This window comes from Bhargavaea cecembensis (assembly GCF_001619585.1).
Classification (GTDB): Bacteria; Bacillota; Bacilli; order Bacillales_A; family Planococcaceae; genus Bhargavaea; species Bhargavaea cecembensis_A.
Map to the genome: position 1 here is coordinate 169,320 of NZ_LQNT01000013.1, position 18,404 is coordinate 187,723.

The following is an 18,404-nucleotide window of genomic DNA, read 5'->3' on the forward strand; positions in this document are numbered from 1 at the left end:
TGTGGTAAAGTGGTCACATCAGAAAAACAAGTGTCTTTTTAGGGGGAACAGTCATCATGAAGAAAATCGGTCTGCTTGGCCGGATCATCATCGCCATTGCGCTGGCGGTCGGTATCGGATCGCTCCTCACCAGGATCCCGGAAAAATACGGGCTCTGGTTCGTGGAACTCGGAGCGACATTTAATATGCTGTTTGGCGGATTCCTGAGCTTTGTCGTTCCGCTGATCATTATCGGATTTATCGCACCCGGCATCGCCAAACTTGGGAAAGGTTCTGCCAAGATGCTCGGACTTTCAACGGGCCTGGCGTATCTTTCCACAATCGTTGCAGGGATTCTGGCATTTTTCGTGGCATCCAACCTCCTTCCGGGGCTGATCGGCAGCCCATCTGCCGACTCTATCAGCGATCCATCGGAAGCGTTGGCCTCAGCATTTTTCGAGCTTGAGATTACGCCGATCATGGGCGTACTCACAGCCCTGATCTTCGCTTTCCTCATGGGAATCGGGATGGCGGCCACCGGCAGCAAAACGCTTTTTTCGGTTTTCGACGAATTTCAGCAACTGATCGAAAAGACAATCAGCAGTGTCATCATCCCGCTGCTGCCGTTCCATATTTTCGGTGTATTCCTTAACATGACGTATGCAGGCCAGGTGGCAAGCGTGCTTTCAGTTTTTGCAATGGTGTTTGTCCTGATCATCGCCATGCATCTGATCATGCTTCTTCTCCAGTACACGGCTGCTGGTGCACTCACGCAGCGCAACCCGCTTATGCTGCTGAAGACGATGGCTCCGGCATACTTCACGGCACTCGGCACACAGTCGTCTGCGGCGACCATTCCGGTTACCGTCCGCCAGGCACGCAAGACTGGCGCATCTGAAAAAGTAGTCGATTTCACGGTGCCGCTGTTTGCCAACATCCACCTGTCGGGAAGTACAATCACGCTGACAACCTGTGCGATCGGTGTCATGCTGATGAACGGGATGCCGGTCACGATCGGCCCGATGCTCCAGTTCATCGCGGTTCTTGGTGTGACGATGATCGCGGCACCGGGCGTACCGGGCGGAGCGGTCATGGCGGCGATCGGACTCCTTTCATCAATGCTTGGCTTCACGGAGCCGATGGTTGCGCTGATGATCGCCCTCTATATGGCGCAGGACAGCTTTGGCACGGCAACGAATGTCACAGGGGATGGCGCGCTCGCAATCATCACCGACCGTTTTGCCACCTCGGCTGAAACAGCGCCGACAACATCCGCCGGGACGAAAGTAGTCTGACTTTTCCTTCTTGTTTTAATGTGTGACCTTGGGGTACACTAGAAGGGAAATCAAACCGGCCGAAGCCGGCAAAATCGAAAGGAATGGTTCATTATCGACCCCATGAGGCTCGAGTATACGGACAGGATGGCACAAAGTTTCCGGAGTACGCACGGCATCGGCTATGAGGATTACCGCTTAAATCCGAAGCTGCAGCTGGAAGTGGAAAAACAGCGGGAGAGGGAATATGCCCGCAGTCAAAGCTTCGGCATGAGACCGGAGACGGGTGGCCATCACCAAACATGACCGAATCATAATGAACCCGTCCAAAAGGACCGGCGCTTTAGGCGCCGGTCCTTTTATCAATCGGTTTCGATTCTCACTAAATGGTGCATAATTGAAAATGGATGTCAATGATGGACAGGAAGGCCCGGTATCCTTGAAATGACAGTATTTCTGCCATTCTATGTGAGCCGGCCGTAACCTGTCTAAATGATTTGCAAGCATCCCCGGTTTCAGTTAAGATTAGAATGATGATAAATAAGGATGGCACGGCCATCCGTACTGGAGGTATTCGGATGTCTACTCTCGAAATCAAAGGTCTGCACGTCGAAATCGAAGGCAAAGAAATCCTGAAAGGCGTCGACCTGACGATCAATACAAATGAAATCCATGCTGTCATGGGACCGAACGGGACGGGTAAATCCACGCTCGCATCGGCTATCATGGGGCATCCTAAATATGAAGTTACAGCCGGCACAGTAACACTCGACGGCGAAGACGTTCTTGAAATGGAAGTGGACGAGCGTGCCAAAGCTGGCCTTTTCCTCGCCATGCAGTATCCGAGCGAAATCTCCGGTGTAACGAATGCCGACTTCCTCCGTTCCGCCATCAATGCACAGCGTGAAGAGGGCAATGAGATTTCCCTCATGAAATTCATCCGCGACCTCGACAGCAAGATGGAAACGCTCGAAATGGATCAGGAAATGGCACAGCGCTACCTGAACGAAGGTTTCTCCGGCGGAGAGAAAAAGCGCAACGAAATCCTTCAGCTCATGATGCTGAAGCCTAAATTCGCCATCCTCGATGAAATCGACTCCGGTCTTGACATCGATGCCCTCAAAGTCGTCTCCAAGGGTGTCAACGAAATGCGCGGCGAAAACTTCGGCTGCCTGATCATCACGCACTATCAGCGTCTCCTCAACTACATCACGCCTGATCATGTCCACGTCATGATGCAGGGCAAAGTGGTCAAATCCGGCGGTCCGGAACTTGCCCAGAAGCTCGAGGCACAGGGCTATGACTGGATCAAGGAAGAGCTCGGCATCGAAGATGAAACTGTCGGACAAGAAGCATAACGGAAGGGGACGAACGAAATGACGGTTGAAACGAAATTGGCATTGACCGGCGAGGACGTGCGTTCCTATTCGGAATCGAACCGCGAACCGGAATGGCTCGCGTCAAAGCGCTCCGAAGCCTATCAACTTGCTGAAACACTCCAGCTGCCGAAGCCGGACAAAACGAAGATCCAAAACTGGAACTTCACCGAGTTTCCGGTCCACGCAGTGAAAGACGAGCCGCTGACGGGCCTTGCGGATCTCCCGCAGGATGCGCGTGCGCTCATTGATATCGAAAACCAGAAAAACATCTATGTCCAGCGGAATAACACGCCGGCCTACATCAAACTGTCGGATGAGCTGAAAGAGCAGGGCGTAATCCTGACCGATATTTTTACGGCCGCACGCGAGCATTCCGACCTGCTTCAGCAGTATTTCATGAAGGATGCAGTCAAAGTGGATGAGCACAAGCTGACAGCCCTCCATGCTGCATTTATGAACGGCGGTGTCTTCGTCTATGTTCCGAAAGGCGTAGAAGTGAAGGAGCCTGTGCAGGTCCTATTCCTGCATGAGGGCGAAGATGTGTCCCTCTTCAACCATGCGATTATCGTGGCGGAAGACAACAGCTCTCTCACGTATGTAGAGAACTACCTGTCGCTTTCAAAGGACTCCAAGGGACTCGTCAATATCATCTCCGAAGTCATTGCAAAAGACGGGGCGAAAATCACTTACGGCGCAGTGGACGTGCTTGCTGAAGGCTTTACTTCCTACGTCAACCGCCGCGGGGTTGCCGGCCGTGACGCCACAATTGAATGGGCGCTCGGACTGATGAACGACTGCGATACGATCTACGAGAATGTGACCCATCTCGTTGGCGACGGATCGGTCGGCCATTCCAAGTCTGTACTGGTCGGACGCGGGTCGCAAAAGCAAAACGTTACAGCCAAGACCGTACACTGGGGCAAGGGCGCTGAAGGATACATCCTGCAGCACGGCGTCATGAAGGAAGAGGCATCGACCATCTTCAACGGTATCGGAAAGATTGAGCACGGGGCATCGAAGTCGGATGCTGTCCAGGAATCCCGTGTTCTCATGCTGAGTGAAAAAGCACGCGGTGACGCGAACCCGATCCTTCTGATTGATGAGGACGATGTTACAGCGGGACACGCCGCTTCCGTAGGCCGGGTCGATCCGCTGCAGCTTTACTACCTGATGAGCCGTGGCATCTCCCGTGTGGAAGCGGAGCGCCTGATTGTCCACGGCTTCCTGGCACCTGTCGTTTCCCAGCTTCCAATAGAAGGTGTCAAGAAACAGCTGTCGGAGGTTATTGAAAGGAAAGTGCGCTGATGATCAGTAAAGACATCAAAAAACGCTTCCCGATTCTCGACCAGCAAGTGAATGGCCATCCGCTCGTCTATCTCGACAGCGGAGCCACTTCACAGAAACCGGATGTCGTGATCGAAGCGGTCAAACGCTACTATGAAAACGACAACTCCAACGTCCACCGCGGTGTCCACACCCTGGGCAACCGGGCAACAGACGAATATGAAGGCGCGCGCCAGAAGGTCGCGGACTTCATTAACGCCTCGTCCGTACAGGAAGTGATCTTCACCCGTGGTACGACAACCTCGATCAACACGGTCGCACAAAGCTACGGCCGGGCGAATGTTTCAGAAGGGGACGAAATCGTCATCACGATGATGGAGCACCACTCCAACATCATTCCATGGCAGCAGCTGGCCAAGGAAACGGGGGCGACACTGAAATACGTCGACCTCGAAGACGACGGCACCCTCTCTCTCGATAAAGTTGAAGAGACGGTAACCGACAAGACCAAGATTGTCTCGGTCATGTATGTATCGAACGTGCTCGGCACGAAGAACCCGATCAAGGAAATTGCGGAAATTGCCCACCGGCACGGTGCCGTGATGGTGGTGGACGGCGCACAGGCCGCACCTCACCTGAAAGTCGATGTACAGGATCTGGACTGCGACTTCTTCGCATTCTCCGGACACAAGATGTGCGCACCGACAGGCATCGGTGTCCTGTACGGCAAAAAGGCCCTTCTTGAAGACATGGAGCCGGTTGAATTCGGCGGTGAAATGATTGATTTTGTCGGCCTTTACGAATCAACGTGGAAAGAGCTTCCATGGAAATTCGAGGGTGGCACGCCGATCATCGCCGGTGCCATCGGTCTCGGTGCGGCGATCGATTTCCTTGAGGAAATCGGCCTCGACAACATCGACCGTCATGAAAAGCATCTTGCGGCCTATGCCATGGAAAAGATGTCGGAAATCGACGGTCTGACGATTTACGGGCCGGCAGACCCGGATCTCCGTGCCGGTATTGTAACTTTCAATCTCGACGGAGTGCATCCGCATGACGTCGCGACGGTTCTTGATATGAACGGGATCGCCGTGCGTGCCGGCCATCACTGCGCACAGCCGCTCATGAAGCGCCTGGGTGCGACAGCGACGGCGCGGGCAAGCTTCTACGTGTACAACACGGAAGAAGATGTCGACCGCCTCGCAGATGGGCTCCGCATTGCAAAGGAGTATTTCTCTGATGTCATCCATTAATCTCGATCAGCTGTACAGACGGGTCATCATGGACCACTATAAAAATCCACGCAACAAAGGTGAACTCGCAGACGGAGGACTTACCATCGACATGAACAACCCGACCTGCGGAGACCGGATCCACCTGACGATGCAGGTGGAAGACGGAATCGTGCAGGACGCGAAGTTCGATGGCGAAGGATGCTCGATCTCCATGGCATCCGCGTCGATGATGACGCAGGCGATCAAAGGGAAATCTGCAGAAGATGCAGTCAGGCTGTCCAAAGCTTTTTCCGACATGATGCTCGGGAAAGACCTGGATGAAGACCTGGATCTCGGGGACATCGAAGCGCTATCCGGCGTCTCCCAGTTCCCTGCCCGCATCAAGTGTGCGACCCTTGCTTGGAAGGCAATGGAAAAAGGCGTCGACAGCGACGCCAATCCAAACTGAACGGAGGAACAGTAATGGCTAAACAAATGCCGGAAATCGGCGATTATAAATACGGCTTCCACGACAAAGACGTATCGGTTTTCCGTTCGAAGCGCGGTCTGACGAAAGAAATCGTCGAAGAAATCTCCAGGATGAAAGAAGAGCCTCAATGGATGCTCGACTTCCGCCTGAAAGCTCTCGACATCTTCTATAAAAAACCGATGCCAGTGTGGGGCGGCGATCTCAGCGAGCTGAATTTCGATGAAATCACGTACTACGTCAAGCCGTCGGAAGCGACTGAGCGTTCATGGGATGAAGTCCCTGAAGAAATCAAGCGCACGTTCGACAAACTGGGCATTCCGGAAGCGGAACAGAAATACCTTGCAGGTGTTTCCGCCCAGTATGAATCCGAAGTTGTCTACCACAACATGAAGGAAGACCTCGAAGAGATGGGCATCGTCTTCAAGGACACCGACTCCGCGCTGCGCGAAAACGAAGACATCTTCAAAGAGCACTGGGCAACGGTCATCCCGTCAGCGGACAACAAGTTCGCCGCTCTGAACTCGGCGGTATGGTCGGGCGGTTCCTTCATTTACGTCCCGCCGGGCGTGAAGGTGGATACACCGCTTCAGGCATACTTCCGCATTAACTCCGAGAACATGGGACAGTTCGAGCGTACGCTCATCATCGTTGATGAAGGCGCGAGCGTTCACTATGTAGAAGGCTGCACAGCACCTGTCTACACGACTAACTCACTCCACTCGGCGGTTGTTGAAATCATCATCAAGAAAGACGCGTACTGCCGTTACACGACCATCCAGAACTGGGCAAACAACGTCTACAACCTCGTTACGAAGCGCGCGGTTGCAGAAGAGAACGCAACAATGGAATGGATCGACGGCAACATCGGCTCCAAGCTGACGATGAAATATCCGGCTGTCCTCCTCAAGGGCGAAGGCGCGCGTGGATTGACGCTGTCCATCGCACTTGCAGGCAAAGGCCAGCACCAGGATGCAGGCGCGAAGATGATGCACCTTGCACCGAACACGTCCTCCACAATCGTCTCCAAGTCGATCTCGAAGCAGGGCGGCAAGGTTTCGTACCGCGGAATCGTGCACTTCGGCCGCAAGGCGTCCGGTGCCCGTTCCAACATCGAGTGCGATACGCTTATCATGGACAACCAGTCCACGTCCGACACGATCCCGTACAACGAGATCCTGAACGACAACATCTCCCTCGAGCACGAAGCAAAAGTCTCGAAGGTATCCGAAGAACAGCTCTTCTACCTCATGAGCCGCGGCATCTCCGAAGAAGAAGCAACGGAAATGATCGTCATGGGCTTCATCGAGCCATTCACAAAAGAACTTCCGATGGAATACGCGGTCGAAATGAACCGTCTCATCAAGTTCGAAATGGAAGGTTCGATCGGTTAAAAAATGTAAAATTGTCGGCAGAGCTGATTTCTAGTGCAGGAGGCGAACTGATTATAGTTCGCCTTCTTTTTTTAGTAATATCAGGATAAGTATCCGTCATTTTTGGTGTTGTTTAATCGTTTGGTTCAAATACTGGCGTGGTGTACCATAAAAAGCAACCTGCCTATATTGCGGATAACTGGATAAGTAGTAGATAAAGATGGGGGCATCGACGAGGAAGGGATAATGTACGTAAAATTGACGGTCACCATAGATAATTCCATTAAGTGCTGTAGCCATTTCTTTTTTAAATACTTTAAAACGGGTGTCTGCAACTCTTTGACTGAACTCACCACCATCGACATACGCTGTTCCGATCAAATTTAGACAGCCGTGTGAATCTCTTTTCCATTCTGCCAATACTTCGTCACGCATTTTGGGGTCAATGGATTTGTAGTTGTACACATATCCAATATCCAAAAATAATTCTGCTGTAACATCTGAATGCGTGAGAGTATATTTTCTTCCTTCAGCCGGCTGAGCGAAAGTGGCAGGTGGAATGAGTTTGACGGATAATTTCTGTGGATCAAAAACGGACATAGACAATCCCCCTATATTAAAATCAATGTTCTTGATACCCACAGATAAACATAAATTTATAAGTATTACTTTATGTGGACCATAACCTATATATGTATGGATGCCTGGGAAGGATTGAACGATTCATAGATGGCTAACGGTGGCTTGAGGTCAAAAATGACCGCTTAAGTGTTCCTTTTAAAGGAGCAGTTTCACTTATATCAACCGAATAACCTTTGCCGATCCAATATTAAAAACCCTTGCCTTTAACGGTAGGCAAGGGTTTTTTGTGCTTCATGAACAATATGGATAGCGTTCTGGAGATTGACGAATTTCAATATTTGACTGGCTCATGGTCGTCAACATTGACGACTTCAATTTTCTTGGATATGCGGGTCTTATAGATCACGGCCAGAATGATAAACCAGACCGGTGTCACCATCAGTGAAATCCGGGTATCTTCCGCAATCGCGAGCACGACCAATACAAATGCCAGGAAAGCCAGGATCAGATAGTTGGCGAACGGGTAAAGCGGCATCTTGAACTTGTTCACCCTGGCCAGGTCAGGTCTTGTCTTGCGATATTTCAGATGGCTGAGGACGGTGATTCCCCAGACAAAGATAAAGCAGACTGTGGATATGCTCGTGATCAGGGTGAAAACACCTTCAGGCATGATGTAGTTCAAGATAACGGAAATCAGAATCACACCTGCCGAGAAGAATAAGGCCTTGGACGGAACTTTGCGCCGGTCCAGTTTCGCAAACCGTTCCGGTGCCTCTTTTTCCTTGGCGAGGGAATAAAGCATCCGGCTTGTGCTGAAAATCGCGCTGTTGCAGGCGGAGGCCGCTGAAGTCAGAACGACAAAATTGACGATTGCTGCAGCCGCTGCAATGCCGACGGCAACAAAAACCTGGACAAACGGGCTTGCCGCGGGATTGATGGCATCCCAAGGATACACACTCATAATCACGAACAGGGCCCCGATATAGAAAATCAAGATTCGGATCGGGATGCTGTTAATCGCTTTCGGAAGGACTTTTTCGGGATTTTCCGTTTCTCCTGCGGTGAGTCCGACGAGTTCAATTCCGACAAAGGCGAATACAACCATCTGGAACGAAAGGATAAAGCCGCTGATGCCGTTCGGGAACAATCCGCCGTTATTCCAGATATTCGAGAATGCTGCCGTTCCTGAATCGGTGGAGAAACCTTTGATAATCATGAAAATACCGACTACGATCAGGCCGATAATCGCAATGATTTTAATCAGGGCAAACCAAAATTCCATTTCTCCGAAAAGCTTTACCGTCGCCAGGTTCATGAATAGCAATACGATGAGTGCGATGAGCCCGGGCATCCATTGGGGAATCTCCGGAAACCAATACTGCGAATAGATTCCGATGGCAGTCAGGTCAGCCATGGCAATACAGATCCAACAAAACCAATAGGTCCATCCTGTGATGAACGCTGCCATTTCCCCGAAGTAGTCCTTCACAAAGTCAACAAAAGAATGATAGTCCAAATTACTCATCAGGAGTTCGCCGAGCGCTCGCATAATCAGAAATAAAATAATGCCAGTGATCAGATAAGACAGTAAAATTGAAGGCCCTGCCAAATGGATGGACTTTCCTGCTCCGAGGAATAACCCGGTACCGATGGCTCCCCCGATGGCGATCAATTGGACATGCCTGTTTTTCAAACCTCTTTCCAGTGTCTGTTCCTGCATATTCAATCCCCTTTCCAAAAACTTCAATCAGAACAAAAAAGGACAGAAGTACGCAGTATTCTCGTCTTTGTCCGATCTTTTTAGCTGATACTCAATATTGAATGTCTTTCTTCAGCACGAGGGCGTCCTATTTTCCGACGCTGAACCGAAGTTCAAGATTGAGATCGTAAATAATATTTAGATTATTTATATTAAAATATTAATTTTCCATAAGATGTTTGTCAATCGGCTTTTCTGACCAGTCCTATGACTTTTACCTCATTGGCTTAACCGAAGGTTGCTTGTGGTATGGGGTAAAGAGGAAAGGAGAGAATCAATTTGGATATTCCTTTTATTAGACTGAAAGACGGTCAACATTTGCCTGCGATAGGCTATGGAACGGTATTCTTGAAAGGCAGCGAAGCGGTTTCCTCATTTGAATCGGCAATCAGCAACGGATATCGGCTGCTTGATTCTGCCTATAATTACGAGAACGAAGGGACACTTGGCGAGGCAATCAGGAAAAGCCGGGTCAGCCGGGAAGAACTGATGGTCACCTCCAAGCTGCCCGGCCGTTATCATGATTACGGAGAAGCACTGAAAGCCATCGAAGAATCCCTTTACCGTGCGCATCTGGAACACTTTGACCTGTATCTGATTCACTGGCCCAACCCGAAGGAAGGTAAGTTTGTGGAGGCCTGGCAGGCACTGATCGAGGCCAAAAAGCGCGGGCTGGTCCGATCGATCGGCGTCAGCAACTTTCTTCCGGAACATATTGAGCAGCTGGAAAAAGAAACAGGGGAGCTGCCGGTCATCAACCAGATCGAGATGCATCCGTTCTTTAATCAGGCAGAGCAGCGAAAATGGCATGAAGAACGGGGAATCGTGACAGAAGCATGGAGTCCGCTGTTTCGCGGGCGGGGTGTCTTGAGCGAGCCGTCGATCATGGAGTTGGCAGAAACATACGGAAGGACCCCTGCACAGATCGTTCTTCGCTGGCATTATCAGCACGGAAATGTCTCTATTCCGCGTTCCTCACATCCGGATCGCCAGTGTGAAAACTTGTCGATCTTCGACTTCGAACTGTCTTTGGAGGATATGGGTAAAATTGATTCGCTGAGCCGTCCGGACGGCCGCATTGACGACCAGGATCCGGCGGTTTACCAGGAATTTTAATGATCAAAGACTGTATGACGGGAGATTCTACTGCGATTCACTCCATGAGTGTGTGGAAAGGGAGGACAGTGATTAAACACTGTCCTCCTTTTCCCTTTAACCACCGGCTTTCCGGGTCTCCGGTGCGGGTATTGTGATAAGATGAATCATATGAAAATAGGATGAAGGGAGAGGGAGGCCCATGATCAGGGTTGGCCTGACCGGTTGGGGAGACCACCCGGATGTTTACAGCCCCACTTCCAAGAAAACGGAGAAGTTGAAGGACTACAGCGGCCATTTCAAAGTCGTTGAGCTGGACTCAACCTTTTACGCTATCCAGTCTGAACGGAATATCCGGAAATGGATCGGAGAGACGCCGGATGACTTCGGTTTCATCGTCAAGGCGTATCAGGGCATGACCGGTCACCACCGCGGCCGGCTCCCGTATGAATCGGAAGAAGAGATGTTCCGGCTTTTCCGGCTGTCAGTCGGTCCGATGCTCGAGGCAGGCAAGCTCCCGATGGTTCTCGCACAGTACCCGCCATGGTTCGGCTGTACGAAAGAGAATGTAGGGGTCCTGAGGAAGATGAGGGAATACCTCGAGGGGATCAATGTGGCGGTCGAGTTCCGGCATCAGTCCTGGTACTCGGAAAAATACCGGGAGGGGACACTCGACTTTCTGAGGGAACAGCGGTTCATTCACTCGGTATGTGACGAGCCACAGGCAGGAGAAGGCAGTATCCCGTTCGTGCCTGTTCCAACTAGGGAAGACAAGACGCTTGTCCGGCTGCATGGGCGAAACACGACGGGGTGGACGGCCAATGGGCGTGACGACAAGAAGTGGCGGGAAGTCCGCTATCTGTATGACTATAATGACACCGAACTGACAGGATTGGCCGGAGACATTTCCGGCATCGATTCGGAAGAAGTTTATGTCGTCTTCAACAACAACTCGGGCGGACATGCCGCAGAAAACGCCAAGCGGTTCATGGGGATCGCGGGAATTGAAACGGACCGGCCGGGCGCACAGCAGCTGGATCTGTTCGGCGGGGAGGGCCTCTGATGGAGTTTGTTATCCTTGCCGTGACAGGGCTTTTTGCCGGAATCGTCGGGGCTTTGGTCGGCCTCGGAGGCGGCGTGGTCCTCGTGCCGGCGGCCCTTTATTTCGGTATCACACTGGGCTGGGTGCCGGGCCTGACTCCGCAGAAAATCGTCGGCCTATCCGTCATCATGATGATCTTCATCGGCCTGTCTTCGACGTTATCCTATATGAAGTCGGGGACGGTTGATTACCGGAGCGGGCTGATCTTTTTCGCGGGCAGCATCCCCGGAACGATTCTGGGTGCCTACGTGAACAAAGGGCTGGATTTGCCGTCGTTTAACCTGTATTTCGGCATTTTGCTCATCTTCCTGTCGGTACTTCTGCTTGTGAGAAAACACCTGAAACCAGTCCGATGGTTTGTCGAGAATGGCAGTCCCCGCACCTTCCGGGATCCGGAAGGAACTTTGCATAAATACGGTTATCCCGTCTGGTTTGCGGTCATGCTGACGTTTGTCGTCGGATTTGCTTCGGGGCTCTTCGGTATCGGCGGAGGCTCCATCCTCGTTCCCGCGATGATCCTGCTGTTCCTTTTTCCGCCGCATGTGGCAGTTGGGACGTCGATGTTCATGGTATTTCTGTCGGCCATCGTCAACGCTGCGAGCCATATCACCCTGGGCAATGTTCCGTGGCTTTACACGCTGCCCGTCGTGCCGGCTGCATACATAGGGGCAAAGATAGGGGCGGCCATGAACAAACGGCTGAACTCGGAAGCACTTGTCACCGCACTTCGGATCATCCTTCTGATTACAGGAATCCGGTCCATCTATGAAGGAATTTGGGGCTGATTGCACGTTGAAAGAAATCATTCATATTTATCATACGAACGACCTCCATAGCCATTTTGAAAGATGGCCGAGAATCAGGGACTTCCTTATGAAGCGCAAGGCACTTCATAAGGAACAGGGGGAGACTTGCTACATGTTTGATATCGGTGACCATATCGACCGCTCCCATCCCTATACGGATGCTACAAGAGGCAAGGGGAATGTATTGATGCTGAATGAGATCGGCTATGATGCTGTCACAATTGGCAACAATGAGGGCATTACGCTGTCCCCGGAAGAACTTTCCGATCTTTACGGGGAAGCGGAGTTTCCTGTCATATTGGATAACCTATATACGGAAGAAGGGAAACGGCCCGGCTGGACGGTGCCGGAAGCTTATCTGACTACCCGATCAGGCATTCGCCTCGGACTGATCGCTGCCACGGCCGATTTCAGCACCTCTTATGAACGCCTTGGATGGAAGGTGACGGGACCACGCTCCGCCCTGGAGGCGGCAGCGCCGCGCGTTACCGGGCAGTCGGACATCCTTGTCTGCCTGTCTCACATGGGCTCATCGGAAGACGACCGGCTCGCAGAGAATACCGGAGGACAGATTGATGTCATCCTTGGAGGACACACTCATCACCTTTATCCGGATGGCAGGGAAGTCGGCGGCACGCTGATCGCGGCTGCCGGGAAATGGGGACAATACGTCGGTGAAGTGACGCTGACATTCGACCATGCCAATGCGCGGGTGATTGAAGCATCGGCGAAGGTTCACGATACGGAGACACTTCCCATATCCGAAGACGACAGAAGCTATGACAGGCAGTTAAGGAAGAAGGCAGCGGAACTGCTGTCGGCAACTGTGTTCCTGAACCCGTCCGAACTCAGGGGCGGCTGGGAAGGGCCGACGCCTCTCTCTGACTTGTTCGCCGATGCTCTCCTTTCCCACACAGGCGCTGATTGTGCCATGTTCAATTCGGGAATCTTTCTGGGCAGTCTGCCGGAGGGCAAGGTTTCCGGGATGGATCTGCACCGTCTCCTGCCTCATCCGATTAACCCGTGTGTCATCACGCTGACAGGCTGGGAACTTGAAGAGGCTTACGAGTTGAGCCTGAATTCCGAGTGGCCGGATATCCGGCTCAAAGGTCTGGGATTCCGCGGTGAGAAGATGGGGGCGATGATTCATCACGGAATCGGCCGCGGGGCGGACGGCAAGCTGCATGTGTCAGGCAGTCCTGTGGAGCCGGACCAGGCGTACAAGCTTGCGACGCTGGATCTGTTCACATATGGCTTTTTCTTTCCGGGATTCAAGCAGGCCACGAAAGAGTATTTCATGCCGGAACTGATCAGGGACGTCCTGGCCGGATTTGCCATTCGGAAGTTCGGAAACCCGTCCTCATAAAACCATCCCTCTCCCCGTAAGATGGGGCAGGGGGATTATTTATTGAAGTTTCCTTATGCGCGCAGGAGGAGGCTGCGACCCGGAGCGGGAAAAAGGCGGCTCCTGCCGCTTCTCCTCCCGATCGGCCTGGTCCTGATGGGTTTGATGTTTTACCTTGTGAATGCCCGGCTCACACCGGCGCTCACCGAATATGCGGAAGTGCAGACGAGTAAAATCGCCTCGCAGGTGATCGCCAAAGCGATTGACGCGAGAACGGCCAATGTTCTGGATGTGAACGACATTATCGAGTATGTACCGGCGGAGCAGTCGGAAGTCGTGACCGCCAAACTCAATACAGAGATCATCAACCGGTTCATTGCAGAAACCCATGGACTTGTCGAGGATCATCTTGAAATGGCGGAAGCCGGCGACTTGAGCGCACTGCCAAAAATTGAAAACATCGAGTATGACGTGGAGACGATGAAGGACAGGGGCGGAATCGTATTCTTCGTACCGCTCGGGCAGGCGATCGGGATGCCGATGCTCGGAAATCTCGGGCCAAAAATACCAATCCGCTTTCATGTGATCGGCAATGTCCATGCAAACGCCAAGACGGAAATTCGTGAGTTCGGCATCAACAACGCACTGGTAGAAGTGAACGCGATCATCCAGGTGAATGTCCAGATCATCGTGCCGTTCGCATCAAAACAGTCAGCCGTCGAGCAGCAGATTCCGATCGCCATCGGACTCGTACAGGGGCAGGTGCCGCACATCTTCAACAAGGGAGAAAATGTGGACCCGCCATCGATCGAGGTTCCGATTCCGCTTCCGGAGGAATAAGTTGTTATTGCAAACTGAAGGTCTATCTGATATTATCGGTGACATGATATAAATAGACCGATTGGGTAGAGGCCGCAATCGCTTATGAGTAGCACACGTGAGTTGACAACGATGACCGTGCGTAAAAGGAAGCATTGCCGAAGTGGACCGGAGAGTCAGCGAAGGTCCGCTGGGGCCATTCCGAACAGGGATGGCACTGTCATACGGATAATCCGTATGGAGAGCTACAGATCGTACGTTGTGATGAGGTATTTCAACTGACGAACGTAGTGGCGGCCGGCTTCCCTTTGCGCAAACAGCGCAGGGTGCCGGCCGTTTTTGCTTTTGCGGAAAGGCTCTTACCCCCTCGGAAAAACGGAGGAATGAAAACCATGTCAGGTACTATCTTCTCGATCCTGCCGCCGCTGATCGCCATCGTCATGGTGCTGATCACGAAGCGTGTGCTTCTCTCGCTCGGCACAGGGATCATCGCGGGCGCACTGATTGCTGCTTCGTTCAGCCCCCTGGAGTCCCTGAAGACATTCTGGACGGCGCTGACCATCACCTTCTGGGACGGCGGGCTCAACACCTATAACATCTTCATCACGCTGTTTGTCATCCTGCTTGGCGTGCTGACCGCATTCGTCAGCCTTTCCGGCGGAAGCCGGGCATTTGCCGAATGGGCGACCAAGCGTATCCGGACCCGCCGGGGTGCCAGACTGCTTCCGGTGTTTCTCGGAATCCTGATTTTCGTCGATGATTACTTTAACGCGCTGGCCGTCGGTCAGATTGCGCGTCCTGTTACGGACAGCCACAAGATTTCCCGGGCAAAGCTGGCATACTTCATCGACTCGACGTCTGCCCCGATCTGTGCGATTGCCCCGATTTCCAGCTGGGGTGCCTACCTGATCGGAGTCATCGGCACGATTCTCGCGGGTGCTTCCGTTGTTTCGTATTCAGCGCTTGAAGCATTCCTGCTCATGATCCCGATGAACTTCTATGTGTTCGCCACACTGGTCTTCGTCTTCTTCGCGGCCATCACCAACTTCGACTTTGGCGAGATGCGCAAGCATGAACGCCGGGCGATGGAAAAAGGGGAGCTGTTTGATCCACAAAAGGACGTGCCGGGTGAGCTCAAGGAAGAGTTCCCTGTCCACAACAACGGACGGGTCATCGACCTCGTGCTTCCGATTGTCACACTCGTCGCCGTCACGTTCGGCGGAATGATGCTGACGGGCTACCGCGGAAGCATAGCTGAATATGGCCGCGCTGATATCTGGACCATCTTTGAGATGACCGATGTGCCGCTGTCCCTGCTCTCCGGAGGCCTTGCCGGTGTAGCAGTCGCTATGATTCTCTACTTGACCCAGCCGGGGAAAGCGGACTTTCGGAAATCCGACTTTATCGCCCCAGCATTCATCAGCGGCGTCAGGGCCATGATGCCGGCAGTGTCCATCCTCATTCTTGCATGGGCACTCACGTATCTGATCGGGGAGCTTGAAACGGGTGCATTCCTTTCAGGCGTGGTTGAGCGCGCAAACATTCCTGTGGAACTCCTTCCTGCGATCATGTTTGTTCTTGCCGGAGTAATGGCTTTCTCCACCGGAACTTCCTGGGGTTCATTCGGCATCCTGCTTCCAATCGCAGGCGAAATCATGCTGAACGCTGCACCTGAGATGCTGATCGCGTCGCTTGCTGCGGTTCTTGGTGGAGCGGTCTTCGGCGACCACTGCTCGCCGATCTCCGATTCGACGATCATGTCGTCGACCGGAGCGGGTTCAAATCATATCGACCACGTAGCAACCCAGTTGCCCTATGCACTGGCCAGTGCGGTCATCGCAACAATCGGTTACGTGATCATGGGCCTTACCGACTCTCTTGCTCTCGGGCTTTTGACTGTAGCAGTCTTGCTTGCGGCAGTTATTATCTTCTGGATGACAAAAGGGCGCACAGCCAGCCCAGCCGTGCATGGACATACAGGGAATTGAGACATAAGACAGGGGATATACCCCTGTCTTTTGTTATGCCTCTGAATCTTGTCGAAAAAGAAAAAAGACTTTGACTTCATATTTCAGGGTCGTTATACTTACAATAGGATTAAAGAAGTCTGAATAAAATAAATCTTCCCGTTTATTAGAAATATGGGGGATGGACGGGGAGAAACATCAAGGGGGATCAATATGGGACAGCGTTCACAATGGGGGACGAGGGCCGGCTTTATTCTGGCTGCGGTGGGGTCCGCAATCGGCCTGGGGAACATCTGGCGTTTTCCGTATGTCGCCTATGAAAATGGCGGCGGGGCATTTTTCATACCGTATTTATTTGCGCTTCTGACCGCCGGAATCCCGATCCTGATCATGGAGTTCACAATCGGGCAGAAGTACCGCGGCTCGGCACCGCTCTCCTTCTTCCGCATGGAAGGGAAAAAGGCCGAATGGCTCGGCTGGTGGGGCGTCTTTGTCGCATTCGTCATCTCCACCTATTACTCGGTCATCATCGCATGGGCGATGAAATACACCGTGTATTCGTTTAACCTTCAGTGGGGAGACGACACTACGGGCTTCCTGTTTGGTGATGTGCTGAACCTGGCCGATGCACCGGGGCAGGTCGGTGGGTTTGTGCCGGGCGTCCTGATCCCGCATATTCTTGTGTGGATCATCGTCTTCGGCATCCTGTTTGCAGGTGTCAAGAAGGGAATCGAGCTGGCTAACAGAATCTTCATCCCGGCACTCGTCATCGTCTTCCTGCTGATTGTCATCCGGGCGGTCACACTGCCAGGCGCATTGACCGGGCTCGATGCATTCTTCAAGCCGGACCTCAGCCAGCTTGCGAACGGTACCGTCTGGGTAGCGGCCTATGGCCATATCTTCTTCAGTCTCTCAATCGCATTTGCCATCATGATCACTTACTCCAGTTACCTGCCCAGGAAATCGGATATCACGAACAACGCCTTCATCACGGGCTTTGCGAACTCGGGCTTTGAGCTTCTTGCAGGGATCGGCGTCTTTGCCGCACTCGGGTTCATGGCCGTCCAGAGCAACGTCCCCGTCGACGAAGTGGCTACGGCAGGCGTCGGACTCGCCTTTGCGGTGTTCCCGCAGATCATCAATGAGTTCCCGGGCATGAACGCCCTTTTCGGAGTTCTGTTCTTCCTGTCTCTCGTCCTGGCAGGGCTTACATCGCTCATTTCCATCTGTGAGACGTATGTGGCAGGCCTTTCCGAGAAACTGGGAATCTCGCGGAATAAGGCAGTCCTTTTCGGAGCAGGCCTTGCCTCGCTGATCTCGCTTCTGTTCACTACACGCGGAGGACTTTACTTCCTCGATGTGGCCGACTACTTCATCAACCAATTCGGCGTTGCCTTCATCGGGCTGGTCGAAGTCATCGCAGTCGCCTGGGTCTTCCGAAAACTTGATGTATTCAAGGACCATGCCAATCCGATGTCCGATATCCAGATCGGAGGATGGTGGAACTTCTCGCTGAAGTTCATTACACCGCTTGTGCTCGGGTATATGATGTTCGATCTGTTCCGGACGAACCTCGGCAAACGCTTTGATACGGAAACCGGCAACTATGAAGGATATTCGGATGCCTTCATCATGGGGGCAGGGTGGGCGGTTGCCATCGCGGCACTTATACTGGGCATCCTGTTCACCCTGATCAAGTGGAACAGACATGCACTTGAGCCATATGACAGAGACCAATCATAAGGGGGAAGTTCCATGAGCGGATCGGCGATCTTCATGATGATCCTCGGCATTCTGATTATTTGGGGCGGACTCGCGGCAAGCATTGTGAACGCTGTCTCAAAAGCCAAAAAACGTTAAAACAAAAGCGTCCCTATACGGGGCGCTTTTTTTGTGCCTGCCGGGATCCGGAACCTGCCGATGGCTGTTGTTCCAACTT

At 52.5% G+C, this 18,404-nt stretch carries 17 protein-coding genes and 1 riboswitch; of the genes, 15 read left to right on the forward strand and 2 right to left on the reverse strand.

Features of this window, described 5'->3' with window-relative positions; genetic code table 11:
• The first annotated feature begins 56 nt into the window (after positions 1 to 56).
• The 7 genes from AV656_RS15470 (at position 57) to sufB (ending at position 7,011) form a co-directional block, all read left to right on the forward strand.
• The gene (locus AV656_RS15470; RefSeq protein WP_063183724.1) at positions 57 to 1,274 is read left to right on the forward strand and encodes a dicarboxylate/amino acid:cation symporter; all 1,218 of its coding nucleotides are present in this window, start codon (positions 57 to 59) and stop codon (positions 1,272 to 1,274) included.
• 126 nt (positions 1,275 to 1,400) lie between these two features.
• Positions 1,401 to 1,559, forward strand: a complete 159-nt coding sequence (locus AV656_RS16540; protein ID WP_197462265.1) for a hypothetical protein — start codon at positions 1,401 to 1,403, stop codon at positions 1,557 to 1,559.
• Between the two features lie 272 nt (positions 1,560 to 1,831).
• Entirely contained in the window at positions 1,832 to 2,611 is a 780-nt protein-coding gene (sufC, locus tag AV656_RS15480) for a Fe-S cluster assembly ATPase SufC (RefSeq protein WP_063183728.1), read from the forward strand.
• Between the two features lie 18 nt (positions 2,612 to 2,629).
• The gene (sufD, locus tag AV656_RS15485) at positions 2,630 to 3,937 is read left to right on the forward strand and encodes a Fe-S cluster assembly protein SufD (protein WP_063183730.1); all 1,308 of its coding nucleotides are present in this window, start codon (positions 2,630 to 2,632) and stop codon (positions 3,935 to 3,937) included.
• Positions 3,937 to 5,169, forward strand: coding sequence for a cysteine desulfurase (locus AV656_RS15490; protein WP_063183732.1), 1,233 nt, complete (start codon positions 3,937 to 3,939; stop codon positions 5,167 to 5,169). The genes sufD and AV656_RS15490 overlap by 1 nt, the downstream gene beginning before the upstream one ends.
• Entirely contained in the window at positions 5,156 to 5,599 is a 444-nt protein-coding gene (sufU, locus tag AV656_RS15495) for a Fe-S cluster assembly sulfur transfer protein SufU (RefSeq protein ID WP_063183734.1), read from the forward strand. Before AV656_RS15490 ends, sufU begins: the two co-directional genes overlap by 14 nt.
• Before the next feature lie 14 nt (positions 5,600 to 5,613).
• On the forward strand, positions 5,614 to 7,011 hold the full coding sequence (gene sufB / locus AV656_RS15500) for a Fe-S cluster assembly protein SufB (protein WP_063183737.1): 1,398 nt from the start codon (positions 5,614 to 5,616) through the stop codon (positions 7,009 to 7,011).
• Between the two features lie 96 nt (positions 7,012 to 7,107).
• On the opposite strand, the gene AV656_RS15505 is transcribed toward sufB, so the two are convergent.
• Both AV656_RS15505 and AV656_RS15510 read right to left on the reverse strand, forming a co-directional pair.
• Positions 7,108 to 7,590, reverse strand: coding sequence for a staygreen family protein (locus tag AV656_RS15505; RefSeq protein WP_063183739.1), 483 nt, complete (start codon positions 7,588 to 7,590; stop codon positions 7,108 to 7,110).
• 313 nt (positions 7,591 to 7,903) lie between these two features.
• Positions 7,904 to 9,292, reverse strand: coding sequence for an amino acid permease (locus AV656_RS15510; RefSeq protein ID WP_063183741.1), 1,389 nt, complete (start codon positions 9,290 to 9,292; stop codon positions 7,904 to 7,906).
• A 318-nt stretch (positions 9,293 to 9,610) separates the two neighbouring features.
• Here AV656_RS15510 and AV656_RS15515 point away from each other — a divergent pair, with 318 nt between their 5' ends.
• The 8 genes from AV656_RS15515 to AV656_RS16245 all read left to right on the forward strand — a co-directional run bounded on the left by AV656_RS15515 (position 9,611) and on the right by AV656_RS16245 (position 18,325).
• Positions 9,611 to 10,447: an aldo/keto reductase gene (locus AV656_RS15515; protein ID WP_082818798.1), complete on the forward strand. Its 837-nt coding sequence runs from the start codon at positions 9,611 to 9,613 to the stop codon at positions 10,445 to 10,447.
• A 181-nt stretch (positions 10,448 to 10,628) separates the two neighbouring features.
• Positions 10,629 to 11,489 (forward strand): DUF72 domain-containing protein, encoded by an 861-nt coding sequence (locus AV656_RS15520; RefSeq protein WP_063183745.1) that lies wholly within the window; start codon positions 10,629 to 10,631, stop codon positions 11,487 to 11,489.
• On the forward strand, positions 11,489 to 12,313 hold the full coding sequence (locus AV656_RS15525; protein WP_063183747.1) for a sulfite exporter TauE/SafE family protein: 825 nt from the start codon (positions 11,489 to 11,491) through the stop codon (positions 12,311 to 12,313). The genes AV656_RS15520 and AV656_RS15525 overlap by 1 nt, the downstream gene beginning before the upstream one ends.
• On the forward strand, positions 12,294 to 13,700 hold the full coding sequence (locus AV656_RS15530) for a bifunctional metallophosphatase/5'-nucleotidase (protein WP_063183749.1): 1,407 nt from the start codon (positions 12,294 to 12,296) through the stop codon (positions 13,698 to 13,700). Before AV656_RS15525 ends, AV656_RS15530 begins: the two co-directional genes overlap by 20 nt.
• 42 nt (positions 13,701 to 13,742) lie before the next feature.
• A complete protein-coding gene (gene yunB / locus AV656_RS15535) occupies positions 13,743 to 14,519 on the forward strand; it encodes a sporulation protein YunB (RefSeq protein ID WP_063183751.1) in 777 nt (258 codons plus the stop codon).
• 58 nt (positions 14,520 to 14,577) lie between these two features.
• Positions 14,578 to 14,754: riboswitch (Lysine riboswitch) on the forward strand.
• Between the two features lie 136 nt (positions 14,755 to 14,890).
• Complete coding sequence (locus AV656_RS15540; protein WP_063183754.1) at positions 14,891 to 16,486, forward strand: Na+/H+ antiporter NhaC family protein; 1,596 nt, start codon at positions 14,891 to 14,893, stop codon at positions 16,484 to 16,486.
• A gap of 192 nt (positions 16,487 to 16,678) precedes the next feature.
• Positions 16,679 to 18,208 carry a sodium-dependent transporter gene (locus AV656_RS15545; RefSeq protein WP_063183755.1) on the forward strand — a complete coding sequence of 510 codons (1,530 nt, stop codon included), beginning with the start codon at positions 16,679 to 16,681 and terminating at the stop codon, positions 18,206 to 18,208.
• A 12-nt stretch (positions 18,209 to 18,220) separates the two neighbouring features.
• Positions 18,221 to 18,325: a methionine/alanine import family NSS transporter small subunit gene (locus AV656_RS16245; protein WP_082818799.1), complete on the forward strand. Its 105-nt coding sequence runs from the start codon at positions 18,221 to 18,223 to the stop codon at positions 18,323 to 18,325.
• Positions 18,326 to 18,404: the final 79 nt, after the last annotated feature.